Source organism: Streptomyces sp. NPDC104313, assembly GCF_055583985.1.
This window is the reverse complement of sequence record NZ_JBVJMW010000002.1, coordinates 557280-570020: the sequence shown is the minus strand read 5'-3', so window position 1 is coordinate 570020 and position 12741 is coordinate 557280. Positions and strand designations below refer to the sequence as shown.

General features: G+C 73.5%; 9 protein-coding genes and 2 pseudogenes. 3 read left to right on the top strand and 8 right to left on the bottom strand.

What is annotated here, in order from left to right:
* Positions 1-53: 53 nt before the first annotated feature.
* From ACZ60Q_RS06425 to ACZ60Q_RS06410, 4 genes and pseudogenes are all read right to left on the bottom strand, one after another.
* Positions 54-1604, bottom strand: coding sequence for an exopolysaccharide biosynthesis polyprenyl glycosylphosphotransferase (locus tag ACZ60Q_RS06425; RefSeq protein ID WP_469629219.1), 1551 nt, complete (start codon positions 1602-1604; stop codon positions 54-56).
* A 375-nt stretch (positions 1605-1979) separates the two neighbouring features.
* Positions 1980-4199 (bottom strand): hypothetical protein, encoded by a 2220-nt coding sequence (locus ACZ60Q_RS06420; protein ID WP_469629216.1) that lies wholly within the window; start codon positions 4197-4199, stop codon positions 1980-1982.
* Positions 4200-4371: 172 nt separating this feature from the next.
* Positions 4372-4905 (bottom strand): hypothetical protein, encoded by a 534-nt coding sequence (locus ACZ60Q_RS06415; protein ID WP_469629214.1) that lies wholly within the window; start codon positions 4903-4905, stop codon positions 4372-4374.
* Between the two features lie 92 nt (positions 4906-4997).
* Positions 4998-5177: pseudogene (locus tag ACZ60Q_RS06410) on the bottom strand (ATP-binding protein); the annotation flags it as partial.
* Positions 5178-5517: 340 nt separating this feature from the next.
* Between ACZ60Q_RS06410 and ACZ60Q_RS06405 the strand changes: the two are divergent.
* A complete protein-coding gene (locus ACZ60Q_RS06405) occupies positions 5518-6894 on the top strand; it encodes an erythromycin esterase family protein (RefSeq protein ID WP_469629211.1) in 1377 nt (458 codons plus the stop codon).
* Positions 6895-6906: 12 nt separating this feature from the next.
* Here ACZ60Q_RS06405 and ACZ60Q_RS06400 read toward each other — a convergent pair.
* A pseudogene (locus ACZ60Q_RS06400) lies at positions 6907-7134 on the bottom strand (aldehyde dehydrogenase family protein); the annotation flags it as partial.
* Positions 7135-7292: 158 nt separating this feature from the next.
* On the opposite strand from ACZ60Q_RS06400, the gene ACZ60Q_RS06395 reads away from it, so the two are divergent.
* A complete protein-coding gene (locus tag ACZ60Q_RS06395; RefSeq protein WP_469629208.1) occupies positions 7293-7643 on the top strand; it encodes a 5-carboxymethyl-2-hydroxymuconate Delta-isomerase in 351 nt (116 codons plus the stop codon).
* Between the two features lie 72 nt (positions 7644-7715).
* Entirely contained in the window at positions 7716-8933 is a 1218-nt protein-coding gene (locus tag ACZ60Q_RS06390) for an FAD-dependent monooxygenase (protein ID WP_469629205.1), read from the top strand.
* Between the two features lie 54 nt (positions 8934-8987).
* Here ACZ60Q_RS06390 and ACZ60Q_RS06385 read toward each other — a convergent pair whose 3' ends face one another.
* The 3 genes from ACZ60Q_RS06385 to ACZ60Q_RS06375 are packed head-to-tail and all read right to left on the bottom strand — an operon-like array spanning position 8988 to position 12740.
* Positions 8988-9716 (bottom strand): ABC transporter ATP-binding protein, encoded by a 729-nt coding sequence (locus ACZ60Q_RS06385; RefSeq protein WP_469629203.1) that lies wholly within the window; start codon positions 9714-9716, stop codon positions 8988-8990.
* A gap of 10 nt (positions 9717-9726) precedes the next feature.
* The gene (locus ACZ60Q_RS06380; RefSeq protein ID WP_469629200.1) at positions 9727-10569 is read right to left on the bottom strand and encodes an ABC transporter ATP-binding protein; all 843 of its coding nucleotides are present in this window, start codon (positions 10567-10569) and stop codon (positions 9727-9729) included.
* Entirely contained in the window at positions 10566-12740 is a 2175-nt protein-coding gene (locus ACZ60Q_RS06375; protein ID WP_469629197.1) for an ABC transporter permease, read from the bottom strand. The genes ACZ60Q_RS06380 and ACZ60Q_RS06375 overlap by 4 nt, the downstream gene beginning before the upstream one ends.
* Between the last annotated feature and the right edge of the window lies 1 nt (position 12741).

Here is a 12741-nt window from a genome sequence, read left to right as displayed (position 1 = left end):
GTGCCCCGCGGCGGCGTACCGGCTGTGCTCCTCGCATCCGCCCGCCCACCGCCTCAGTACGCCCCGCGGCCGTCGGTGACGGCGCGCACGGTGCGAACGAGAAGTCCCATATCGGCGGCCACCGACCAGTTGTCGACGTACCAGAGGTCGAGCGAGACGGTCTCCTGCCAGGTCAGATCGGAACGGCCGCTCACCTGCCACAGCCCCGTCAGTCCCGGCTTCACGGCGAGCCGGCGGTGCTCCCGCTCGTCGTACCGCGAGGCCTCCTCCGGCAGCGGCGGCCTCGGACCCACCAGTGACATATGACCCAACAACACATTGAGCAGTTGCGGGAGTTCATCCACCGACGTCCGCCGCAGTATCCGCCCGATCGACGTCACCCGAGGGTCGCCGCGCATTTTGAACAACGGCCCGTCCGCCTCGTTGTTCGCGGCCAGCCGGGCCTTGAGGTTCTCCGCGTCGGCCACCATCGTGCGGAACTTCCACATGGTGAACGGCCGGTTGTGCTGCCCCTGCCGGACCTGCCGGTGGAAGACCGGCCCCCGCGAGGACAGCCGGACGCTCAGCGCCACCGTCAGGAGCAAGGGTGTCAGGGCCAGCAGCCCGAACAACGCCCCCGTACGGTCCAGCACGTTCTTCGCCATCGCCTGCGGCCCCCCGCGCAGCGGCGGCGCGATGTGCAGCAGGGTGAGCCCGGCCGCGGTGACGGGCCGCACCCGCTCGGCAGCCACCCCGGACAGCTCCGAGACCACGGACAGGGCGACGCCCCCGTCGTGCAGCCCCCAGCCGAGCCGGCGCAGCCGGTCGCCGGTCAGCTGGGGCCCGGGGGCCACCAGCACCAGGTCCGCCGCGTGGGCGTAGACCCCGCCGAGCACCGTGGTCACGTCGTCGTCGGCCGGGCAGGACGCGAGGCGCCCCGGCACCTGCACACCGTCCAGCTCCAGCCGGTCGGTGCCCACCGGAATGGCGGCGACCGGACGGTAGTCGTGATCCGTACGGGAGTTGAGCAGCTCGGCTGCCCGGACCACGCCCGAGGCCTCGCCGACCAGCAGCACCCTGCGGACCCGACGGCCGCGCCGCCCCGAGCGCTGCCACCGACGCAGCCCCGCCACCGCCGCGGTGATCAGCAGCCCCGGCGTCACGGCCATGACGGCCGTGGCCGGGTCCACCGGGCTTCCCGCAGCCGTGTGCAGGACGGCCAGCAGGCCGATGAGGACGAGCCAGTCCCCGACCGGGCCGAGCGCACCGCCGGGCCCGGTCCCCGGCCGGTCCGTGTAGCGTCCCCGGGCGGTGCGCAGCCCGGCCCAGACCAGCCCCGCCACCGCGGCGGCCGCCATCGGCCGAGGCTGGTCGCCCGCGCTCAGCAGCAGCCAGGCCGGACCGGCCAGGCCCAGCAGGTCGGTCAGCGCGGCCAGGGCGGGGCCGGGCGCCGGCTTCCGCCGGGCCGGCGCCCGGCCGGCCGGGTCGCGCTGTGCTGTCGGGGCCCTCCACAGCTGTTCCAGGGCGGCCGCGCGGTTCCGGGACGCGGCGGTGCGGGGGCGCGGCGCGCCCCGGAGCCCCACCGGTCCGGATAGGTCGGTATCGGGTATTTCGACATGCCCCATGGACCCCCCAGTCACAGTCGCACCCCCACAAACGGGACGCATCCGTCGATCCCATGGACTGACGGATGCGCCCTCGCTCGGTGCACGATATCCACACACGTGCCATTTCGCTGGAGTTCTCGTGAAGTTCAGACGGCTCGGTCCAGACACCTCCGATCGGCTGGAACCATCTGATGTCGCCTGGTGCCCAAGGATGTTGATGGGGCGACGGACGGGTAAGCGCTTGTGCCGGGCGACGCCGGGGAGCGGCCGGCGGAGGCTCCGACTCCGGTGCGTTCCGGCGGGAACGCGTGAACCCCCTGGCAGACGGCGTGCCCGGCCGGGGGGTTCACGGATTCGCGCGCCCACCCCGAAGGGATGGGCGCCACTACGGGGTCAGAGTGCGCCGTCCGTGCGCCTCCTGGCGCGCCGGTGGATCAGCAGCCCGGCGCCAACGAGTGCCGCTGCCGCGAGAGTTGCCGACATCACAGTGATGCCGGTGGCGGCCAGGCTCCCGCCGCCGGACGTGGTGGCGGCCCCGGTGCCGCCACCGGCGCCACCGCCGACCGTGGAGCCGGTGGAGCCGGACGCGCCGGCCGTACCGGTGGAGCCGGAGCCCCCGGTGGTGGAGCCGCCGCCCGACCGCGTACCGCCGTCACCGCCTGCCGAACCGTCACCACCTGTGCTGCCGGCCCCGTTCGAGGTGTCACCGCCGCCGCTGTCGCCGCCCGTCTCCCCGCCGCCGGTGGCCGCCGTGACGGTGAGCGTCACGGCGGAGGTGCGGGTGGTGCCGACGTCGTTGCGGAACTCGGCGCGGTAGCGGTAGCCGTCCTGCGCCGCCCGCGCGGTGAATGTGAGGGCCGCCCCGGTCGCGCCCTCGACGTCCTTCCAGGTCTGCGCGCCGTCGGTGCTGACCTGCCAGCGGACCGTGGGTGCCGGGGAGCCCTCCGCCTCCGCGGTGAGGGTGACTTCCTTCCCGTCCTCGGCCGCCAGGTCGGCGGGCGCGCGGGTCACCAGGGGCGAGACCTGCCGGACCAGCTTGGTGATCTTTCCCTCGGCGGGGCTCGTCACGAAGACGGTGGCGCCGCCAGGCCCGACCGCGAGCGAGGCCGCGCCGGACTGGGAGTGGTTGCCGGGCAGCGACAGGTCCTTCGCGGCCACGGCGAAGTCCTCGGTGTCGTACACGGTCAGCGTGCCGTTGTTGTCGTCGGCCGGATCGGAGAGGTCCCCGCCGTCCTGCCAGGCGACGTAGGCCCGGCCCGTCGCCAGGTCGAAGGCGGCGTCGCGGGCCAGGTCCTTGCCGACGAGCGTCGTGAGCGGCTTGCCCGCGGCGTCGAAGACCAGCACGGACCGGTTGACTCCGACCCACACCGCGCCGGTGGCCGGGTCCGTCTCGGTGAATCCGGCCACGCCCTGCGCGCCGGGCAGGGCGAAGGAGGCGGTGACCGCGAACGAAGCGAGGTCCACCCGGTGCAGCCGCCCGGCGGCGAAGTCGCTGAACCAGAGCGCGCCCCGGGCGGGATCCGCGGCGAACTGCTCGCCGCCCGGGAGGGTGAGGCTCCGGGTCGCCGTGCCGGTGGCCCGCTCGATCTCGGAGAGCTTCGCGCCCTGGGCGACCAGCACCGTGCCCGGAGTCGTGCCGGGGGCGATGTCGGTGATGGTGGACCCGGTGAGCCAGACGCCCGAGGCCGCCTCGTCACCTGCCTCGGCGCTCCCGACGCCCCGGAGCGGGTAGTTGTAGACGACGCCGTCGCCCGGCAGGGCTCCCGCGATGCGGGCGGCCGCCGAGGTGCGCACCTCCCCGTTGGGTCCGGGAGCCTGGCTGATCCAGCTCTCGGCCTTCCCGTCCTCGGGGTTCAGCACATGCAGCCCGCGCTCGTCGAGGTCGGCGGTGTCGGGGAGGTTGTCCGCGCCGACGTACAGCTTCTTCGAATCGGGGTGCAGCAGCAGGTCCAGCGGCTTGCCGGCCGAGGTGAATGCGGCGGCGGCCTTGTAGGAGACGGTTCCCGCGGGCACGTCGACGCCCTCGCCGCCCGGTTCGCCGGGCGCCTGGCCCGCGAAGGCGACAGGGATGCGGACGTCCTGCGACCGGTCGCCACCGGAGCGGTGGTCGGCCCGGGTGACGACGGAGCAGGCCACCTCGGCGCAGTCGAGGCCGTCGCCCTTCGCCGTGATCTCGATCTCCACGTCGAAGGTTCCGCCGGGCCCGAAGGCGCGGGCGAGATCACCCTCGTACGGGTCGCCCGGGGGCACGATCCACTGCGAGGTCTTCGAGCCGCCGCTCATGTCCGCGCCGCCGAGACAGGGGGAGGGCACCCGGTTGTCGCCGTTGTCCTTGCACAGGGCGACGTAGATGCCGGATCTCGGACCGTACCCGGCGCCGATGACCCGGACCTTCTCGCCGGCCGGATCGAGTCCGGTGGTGGCCGAGACGGTCAGCTTCTGCCCCTGGGGGCCGGTGGCGGTCTTGGGGGTCCCGGCGTCGGCACTGACCGCCGCGCCCGTGGGGATCGCCGCGAGCAGCAGGGCGGCGACGACGGCCGTACCCGCCCGGCGTCCGAGTCCGCGGCGAGTGCTCGGAGGGGTGCGGGGAGCGGTGCCTGGAGTGGATGTCATGTCATTCCTCGTCACGACGCGTGGGAGCCCGGCCCCGGCGCGAGCGGCCGGGACCGGGCAAATGGCTGTATGACTCATGGGAGTTGAGCGGTGCATACGAAGTTGAGCTGTCATGCGCCGAGGTGAGTGGTGCCGCTCGAAGTGGGCGGGCGTCGACCGGGGTTGGTCGGTGCTACACGAAGCTGATCGGGGCGTGGACGTCGTACTTGCGGTCGTTGGTGTCGGTGTGGTCGGCGCGGGTCACGATGGCGCACTCGACGGTGTCGCCGCAGACGTTGCCGCCGCCGAGGTCGGCCTTGACGTGTATCCGGACGCTGAAGGTCCCGCCCGCGCCGAAGGGCGAGGTGTTGGGGAGGCCGCCGCCCAGGCCGGACACCCAGTGCGAGGCGCCGGTGGTGCCGGACTGGTCCTGGCCGCCGAGACACGGAGAGGGCTTGTTGGCGCCCTGGGCCCCGTTCACCACGCACAGGCTCACGTAGACGCCCTGGCCGGTGTTGTAACCGCTGCCGGTGACAGTGATGTTGGCGCCCGCGGCAGCCGCGGTGTTGGGTCCGGAGAGCGACAGGTTGTAGGTGGCGCCCCCGTCGGTGACCGTACGGGTGCCGGTCGCGGCGGCGGGGGAGGCGAGGGTCAGGGCCAGCGCGGCGGCGGCGAACGCGGCGAGGCCCGCGCGGGCGATGGTACGGGTGGAGGGAACAGCACTCATGAGATGAGCACCTTTCTCGGCATCGGTAACCAGAACCACGGACACCCAGTCGACTTAGGTAAGGCATACCTAAGTCCAAGTCCGTTGGGTTGTCAACAACGGTGCGGCCTGCGGGCGCTGCCCACGGGCGGTACGGGGCGGAGGGCTCCGGTCGACGGCACGGCCTGCTCGGTCCGGATGGTCTTCCCGGTCGGGGCGTACCGCGCGCCCCACCGCTGGACGGGCTGCGCCGCGATGAAGAGTCCGCGCCCGCCCTCGTCGTCCGCCGCGCTCACGGCGCGACACCGGCTCGGTTCATGCCCCCGGAATCCACCCGGTCCCTGCCCGCAGACGCGCGGATACGGGCCGGAGGACCGGGGTCGACGGCGGCCGTTGGCACGGCGGGGGCGGACGGGGGGAAACCGTCGCTCCGCCATGTGCCACCGGGCTCTGAGCCGCCGACGACGGCAGCGGCGGCTCAGGTGTCGGACGTTCCTTCGAGGGGCTGCCGGCACCTCCTTCAGGGGGGATATCCCCCTGAGAACAGGGAGGTCAGACCCAGCGCGCTGCCGGCGCATCAAAGGCGAGGATCTCTTCATGTCACCGGAAGCACGACTGAGGGAGTCCACGGGTATGACCAGGCATCACCGACAGCGCTTCAGCCGCAGGGCCCTGTTCGTCACGGCGGTGATCGCGACGGGAGCGGTCCTCACCCCGGTGGTGGCGCAGGCGGCCCCGGCCGCCCGGCAGGCGTCGGCCGCCGCCTCGGCCCAGGACCCGGTCGTCCGCGCGCTGGACCGGATCGCCCACCCGCTGCGCTCCACCGAACCCGGCGGGAAGAGCTCCGACCTGCGGGCCCTGGACGCGATGATCGGCAGCGCCAAGGTCGTCGGCCTGGGCGAGGCCACCCACGGCTCCCACGAGTTCTTCGCCATGAAGGAGCGGGTCTTCAGCCACCTCGTCGAGAAGAAGGGATTCCGCGCCTTCTCCCTGGAGTTCAGCTGGGCCGCCGGCCTGCGCATCAACGACTACCTCCAGACAGGCCAGGGCGACGCCCGGCAGATCGCCAAGGAGACCCTCGCCAACTCGCCGTGGGACCGCGAGGAGTTCGTACACCTCATCCAGTGGATGCGCGACCACAACCGGCGCAACCCCACCCGCACCGTCCACTTCGTCGGCAACGACATCTCCGCACCCGCCATCACCGACGACCTCTTCGGCCGGATCACCCGCTATGTCCACCGGCACCACCCCATGCTGGCGCCCCGCGTGGACGAGCTCTACACCGGACTGCGCCCCGTCGACGACGTATACGCCTACTGGAGGAAACCGCTCGCCGAGCGGCAGCACTTCGCCGGTCAGGCCCGGCAGGTCCTCGACCTGATCAGGGCGGCGGGCGGCGAGGACCGGGAAGCCCACGACTGGGCCGTCCAGAACGCCCGCTCCATCGCGGACACCACCGAATTCCTGACCGCCGACCCGGACAACCCCGCCACCCTGCCCGACTTCATGCTCCTGCGCGACCGGATCATGGCCCAGAACATCCTGTGGTGGCAGAAGCGCACCGGCCACAGGATGCTGGTCTCCGCGCACAACGAGCACCTCGGCCTCATCGCCTCGGAACCCGATTCCTACCCCAAGACCCAGGGATCCTTCCTCCGCGACGCACTGGGCCGCGACTACCTCCCCATCGGCATGACCTTCCACCAGGGTTCCTTCCTCTCCAAGGACACCGCCATCGGTGGCGACTGGAAGAAGTTCACCGTCGGCGCCGCCCCCGCAGGCTCCAATGAGAACACCCTCGACCAGGTCCGCCACCGTGACTTCTACGCCGACCTGCGCGCCGCCGCTCCCGCCGCCCGCACCTGGCTGGAGACCGCCCGCCCCACCCGCTCCATCGGCACGCTCTTCGGCGACGACTACCCTCTCCACGATCAGGCGCTCGGCCGCGCCTACGACATCCTGATCCACCTCCACGAGGTACGGGAGGCCGAACCCCGCAAGCCGTGACCCCCGGGGCCGGGCTCGCTCCGCGGGGCCCGGCCCGGCCACGTACGCCTCGCCCTTGTCGCGGTGTGCGGCGGAGATCGGCGGACCGCCGCGCTCGTCCTCGTCGAACGGTCCGCCGAGCCTGATCCGGCGGGCCCGCGCCACCAGCTCGTCGGTGAACCGGTCGTGCGGCTCGTCCTGCACGAGGAGCCGCGCCCCGGCGGAGCAGTCCTGCCCCGCGAGCAGGAAGACCGCCATCAGGGGCGGACGAGCCCCCTGGGCGGCGGAAGAGCCCTGACCTGGACGGCAGATGAGCCCTCGACCTGGACGCATGTTCGGCTACCGTTCCCTCCATCCATCCATCCATCCGTACGGGCGAAGGCCCCCAGCCCACGCTGTTCTCCGAGGAGTGGTGCCCCATGCCGCAGATCACCGTCGACTACTCCGGCACGCTCGCCGCGGCCTTCGACCGTCAGGCCTTCGCGCTCGCCCTGCACCCGCTCGTAGCCGCCACCGCCGATGCCCGCCAGGAGGCCTGCAAGGCCCGCTTCCGCCGGGTCGAGGACTTCGTCATCGGCGATCAGACCGAAGGCCACGCCGTCCTGCACATCGAGATCGGCCTGCTCCACGGCCGCACCGACGCGACGAAGATCCGTCTCGCGGACGCCGTGCTCGCCCTGATCGCCGCCCGGGTCAGGCCGGTCGACGGCGTTACCCTGCACTCCTCCGTCGAGATCCCCACCCTGGACGCGGCTTACCGGAAGCGCTGAACGGGCATCGCGTCGGGTGGGCAGACCGGAAGGCCGGAACGTCGAGTGAGTCGAGTGAGTGGAGTGCCAGACATGCGTGGAGGCAGCGTCGCCGTGGTCGGCGGCAGCATAGCGGGGTGTGCCGCGGCCCTGGCCGCGTCGCGCGGGGGAGCGGAGCGGATCACCGTCCTGGAACGCGCCGATGCCCGGCTCCGCGACCGAGGGGTGGGAGTTGCCCTCCACAGCGAACGGTACGACGAGTTGAGGGAGGCCGGGTACGTCGCTCCGGAGATGCCCTGGGCGCCGCTGACCCGGCGGGTGTGGAGTGTGCGGGACGGCGAGGCCGACCACGGCCGGGTCGTCGCTGAGCAGTCGTTCCCCTTCCGCGCCTACAGCTGGGGCTCCCTGTGGAGCGAACTGCGCCGCCGGGTACCCGAGGAGGTGTCCTACCGGTCCGGCGCGGTGGTCACCCGGGTGGAACCGGATGCCGACGGGGTGACGTTGCGGCTCGCGGACGGGCACCGGGAGCACTTCGACGTCGTGATCGGGGCGGACGGATACCGCTCCGTCGTCCGCGAGGCCATGTTCCCCGGCGTGGAGGCCACGTACGCCGGATACTTCGGATGGCGCGGGACGTCGCCGGACGTCGCGGACCTTCCGTCGGACGGCCTCGACGCGCACACCATCGTCTTCCCCGGCGGTCACTGCGTGATCTACCGCATCCCGGACGGCGTCGGCGGGCACCGGCTCAACTGGGTGCTCTACACCACGCCCCCCGAGGCCGACGGCCTCCACCCCGATCTGCGGGCCCCCACCTCCCTGCCGCCGGGCCGGCTCAACTCCGAGCTCACCGCGCGCCTGAGGGCCCTGGTCGCCGACAACTTCCCTCCGTACTGGGCGGCCAGGGTGCTCCGCACCCCCGCCGAGACCACTTTCATCCAGCCCATCTACGACCTGGAGGTGCCGCACTACACCTCGGGACGGATGGTCCTCGTCGGTGACGCCGCCAGCGTCGCCCGGCCGCACATCGGCGGCGGCAGCGTGAAGGCGCTCCAGGACGCCACCGCCCTGGAGGCCGCCTGGACGGCCGGAGGCAGTTGGAAGGAGGTACTGGAGAGCTACGACGCCGCTCGCGGGTCCGTCGGGTCGGCCATGGTCGCGCTCGCCCGCCGGATGGGCGCCGCGCAGGTCGAGAACACGCCCGACTGGTCCGCCATGGGCCGGACCGGGTTCGACGCGTGGTGGCAGGACCAGAACAAGGGCTCCGACCGGCGCAGCGGCTTCGGCGGCCACAGCATGAAGGCCGGATAGGCCTTACGGTGCGGGAAGGGGGCGGCCCCGCGCCGCGCCCCTCCCGCTCGCGTATCAGCCCGCCGCCGGGGCCAGCTCCAGCGCCGCGTGCAGTGCGGTGCCGTCGGCGCGGGCGTCCGCACCGTCCATGCGCAGCGTCGTCCGCCCCGAGGTGAGGACCGTGAGCGCCCCCGCGGACTCGACGGCCCGGGCGGGGCTGGGGGACACCAGCAGTACGGCGATGCCCTCGGCCGCCAGTGTGGCCACCAGCTCGTGGACCTGCCGGACGAGCACCGGGGCGAGGCCCTCGGTCGGCTCGTCGAGGAGCAGCACCCGCGGCGAGCCGAGCAGGGCGCGGGCCAGCGCCAGCATCTGCTGTTCGCCGCCGGACAGGTCCGCGCCCCGGTTGCCCCGGCGCTCGCCCAGCCGGGGCAGCAACTCCAGAACGCGCGCGGGGGTCCACACGCCGGGCCGCTCCGTGTCGCCCCGGCGCGGCGGACGGTACGACAGCCGCAGGTGCTCGTCGACGGTGAGCCCGGCGAACACCCGGCGGCCCTGCGGTACGAGCCCGATCCCGGCACGGGCGATCCGGTGTGCGGGCTGCCCCGTCATCTCGCGGCCGTCGAGGCGTACGGTTCCGGCGCTCGGGCGCATCAGTCCGGCGACGGTGTGGACGAGCGTGGTCTTGCCCGCGCCGTTGTGGCCGACGACGGCGTGGACCGTGCCGGCGGGCACCGACAGGTCGAGCCCGTGGAGGACGGTGCCGCCGTGGTAGCCCGCGGTCAGGCCGGTGAGTTCGAGCATCGGGCGTCGGTCATCCTCTCGCTGGTGCGGCGGACGGGTCGGCGGTCCCGGCCTCCCGGCCCGGGGCGGCGGCCGGGCCCGCCGTCGCGCCGCTGCCGTGGTACGCGTCGCGGACCTCGGGATGCGCCAGAGCCTCCTGGGTCGGGCCGGTGACGAGCACCTTCCCGGCAGCCAGCACCGTGACGGTGGAGCAGACCTGGGCGACCACCTCGACGTGGTGCTCGACCAGGATGACCGCGACGCTCGAAGGCAGACCGTCGAGGATGCCGAGCAGCCGGCCGATATCGCCGTCGGTCAGTCCGGCCGCCGGCTCGTCCAGGAGCAGCAGCCGGGGGTCGCCCGCCAGCGCGGCGGCGAGGTCGAGCATGCGGCGCTGCCCGTGCGAGAGCGTGGACGCCGGCCGGTGGGCGAGGTCCGCGAGACCGACCGTCTCCAGGCGGCGGCCCGCGGACTCCTTGTGCAGCCGGTAGCGGGACGGTCTGCGCCAGGCCCCGCGGCGCTCCGGGTGGTGCCGCCAGCCTGCCAGGACGATGTTGTCCAGGACCGACAACTCCGCCATCACCGAGGGCTGTTGAAAGCTGCGGGCGACGCCGAGACGGCTGCGCCCGGCCGTCGGCGTCCGGGTGATGTCGGTGCCGTCCAGGGCGATCGTGCCGCGGTCGGGCCGGTCCGTGCCCGCGATGAGGTTGAGCAGGGTGGTCTTGCCCGCGCCGTTGGGACCGATGACGGCGTGCCGCGCGCCCGGTGGGAGCCCCAGGCTGACGTCGTCGACGGCGGTGAGCGTGCCGTACCTGCGGGTGAGCCGGTCGAGGACGAGGACCGGAGCCGCCGCCGAGGTCGGTGCTGGGGTCATGAGGAGACCTTCCCGGCGGGGTTCGGAGCGGGCGCTGACGGGGGCTGGTCCCCGGGAGGATCGGACGGTGGCCCGCTCCCGCCGCCGGAGCCGCCGCGCAGTCCCGCCAGTCCGCGCGGCAGCAGGTACACGGTGGCGACGAAGAGCACGCCGAGCAGCAGCGGCCCGTGGCCGGGCCAGGAACCGGCGACCCAGTCCCGGGTGGCGACGATGAGCCCGGCGCCCAGCAGGGCGCCGATCACGGACGTCGTACCGCCGATGACCACCGCCAGCAGGGCGAACGCGGCGATCTCGAACCCGACGTCGGCCGGGGCGAGATACTGCTGGACGGTCACCATCAGCGAACCGCCCACCCCGGCCAGGGCGCCCGCGCAGATATGGGCTACCAGCAGGTAGCGCCCCACGGGGTGCCCGGAGGCACGCATCCGGGCCTCGGCGCCCCGGGTGCCGGTCAGCAGCTTCCCCGCCGGGGAGCGCAGGACGAGCAGGGTGACGGAGACGGCGACGACGGCGACGACGAGTGCGTAGGTGTACAGCTGACTCTCCTTCAGCATCTCCTCCCCGCCCCACAGCGCCCGCGTGGCCGGGAAACCGACGAGACCGTCGGCGCCGCCGGTGACGGACTTGAGCTGGTTGACGACCGCGCCGGTCAGCTCGCCGATGGCGAGCGTGATCATCAGGACGGTGGTGCCGCGGGCCCGGATCACCGCCGGCCCCACCACCGCGGAGAAGACGGCGGCGGCGAGCGCCGAGAGGACGATCTGGACGGGGCCCACGGTCCACCCCGCGTCGGCGAGGTTCGCCGTGGCGTACGCGCCCACGGCGAACGGCGCGGTCTGTCCGAGGGTGGGCAGTCCGGCGTAGCCGGTGAGGATGGTGACGCTGACCGCGAGCAACCCCAGGGCCAGGGCGGAACCGGCCAGCGAGATGCTGTACGCGTCGAGCAGGGCCGGCAGGGAGATCAGCACCACGAGCAGGACGAGCAGCGGGGCCGCCTGCCGCCACGCGGCCCCGCCCGGCAGCCGGCCGATCCACGCCGGCACGCTACCCCCGTACCCGCGGGGCGATGCCCCGGCCCGGTCCGGCCCGGCCCCCTCCGCGGCCCGGCCCACTCCCGACGCCTCTGTTGTCCCCGGCCCTTCCGCTGCTCCCGGAGTCCCCGACATCTCTGCGGCACCTGGCGTCTCCGCGGCACCTGGCGTCCCTGGTGTGCCCGGCGTCCCGCGCGGCCGTCGTCGCGGACGGCCGGCCAGGTGCCGCCGGAGCCGGGAGACCGGGTCCGGGGCGGGACCCTCGGCCTCGTGCCCCTGGGCCGGTTCCGCGAAGCGGGAGCGCAGGACCAGCACCGCCGCCATCGCGGCGAAGAGCAGATACGGCGCCAGATCGGGGGCCAGCGAGACGCCCAGCGTCTGCACCTCGCCCACCGCGATCGCCGCGAAGAAGGTCGCCCACAGTGAGCGCAGCCCGCCGAGTACGACCACCACGAGGGAGAGCATCAGCACGGTCTCGGACGTACCGGGGCCGGGGCCGATGATCGGCGCCCCCAGCACGCCCGCCGCCCCGGCCAGCGCACCCGCCGCCGCGAGGACGCCGGTGTGCACCGCCCGGGGGTTGCGACCGGTGGCCGCGAGCATCTGCGGATCGTCGGCGGCGGCCCGTACCGCGGCGCCCATACGGGTCCGGGCCAGCACCCAGGTCCCGAACGCCGCGAGCAGCACGGCCATCACGATGAAGCAGAGCCGGTAGGCGGGGTAGCGGTGCCCCAGCAGCGTCACCGAGGAGTCGAGCGCCTCGGGGACGCGCACGGGGAGTTCGTCCGCCCCGAAGAGCTGGATGAGCAGATCACCGCCGATCAGGGCGAGCCCGAACGTCAGCAGTGCCTGTGCGAGATGCCCACGCCGGGCGAGCGGAGCCGTCGCGGCGGACAGCGCCGCCCCGGCGACGCACGCCGCGGCGGTTCCGGCGGCCAGACCGAGGGCGAGACCGCCCCAGGTCCCGTCGCTCAGCTCGGCCCCCGTGTAGGCGCCGATCGCGTACAGCGTGCCGTGCGACAGATTCAGCACACCCGCCGTGCCGAAGGCGAGGCTCAGGCCGGCGGCGACCACGAACAGCAGCAGCCCGAAGGCCACTCCGTCCACCGCCGGTATGAGGTGGGCATCGAGGAGATCCATG

Excerpts from the sequence above, each read along its gene's own strand:
- ACZ60Q_RS06420 (WP_469629216.1), bottom strand. The coding sequence starts at position 4,199 with ATGACATCCACTCCAGGCACCGCTCCCCGCACCCCTCCGAGCACTCGC.
- ACZ60Q_RS06380 (WP_469629200.1), bottom strand. The coding sequence starts at position 10,569 with ATGACCCCAGCACCGACCTCGGCGGCGGCTCCGGTCCTCGTCCTCGAC.
- ACZ60Q_RS06395 (WP_469629208.1), top strand. The coding sequence starts at position 7,293 with ATGCCGCAGATCACCGTCGACTACTCCGGCACGCTCGCCGCGGCCTTC.
- ACZ60Q_RS06425 (WP_469629219.1), bottom strand. The coding sequence starts at position 1,604 with ATGGGGCATGTCGAAATACCCGATACCGACCTATCCGGACCGGTGGGG.
- ACZ60Q_RS06390 (WP_469629205.1), top strand. The coding sequence starts at position 7,716 with ATGCGTGGAGGCAGCGTCGCCGTGGTCGGCGGCAGCATAGCGGGGTGT.
- ACZ60Q_RS06415 (WP_469629214.1), bottom strand. The coding sequence starts at position 4,905 with ATGAGTGCTGTTCCCTCCACCCGTACCATCGCCCGCGCGGGCCTCGCC.
- ACZ60Q_RS06375 (WP_469629197.1), bottom strand. The coding sequence starts at position 12,740 with ATGGATCTCCTCGATGCCCACCTCATACCGGCGGTGGACGGAGTGGCC.
- ACZ60Q_RS06405 (WP_469629211.1), top strand. The coding sequence starts at position 5,518 with ATGACCAGGCATCACCGACAGCGCTTCAGCCGCAGGGCCCTGTTCGTC.
- ACZ60Q_RS06385 (WP_469629203.1), bottom strand. The coding sequence starts at position 9,716 with ATGCTCGAACTCACCGGCCTGACCGCGGGCTACCACGGCGGCACCGTC.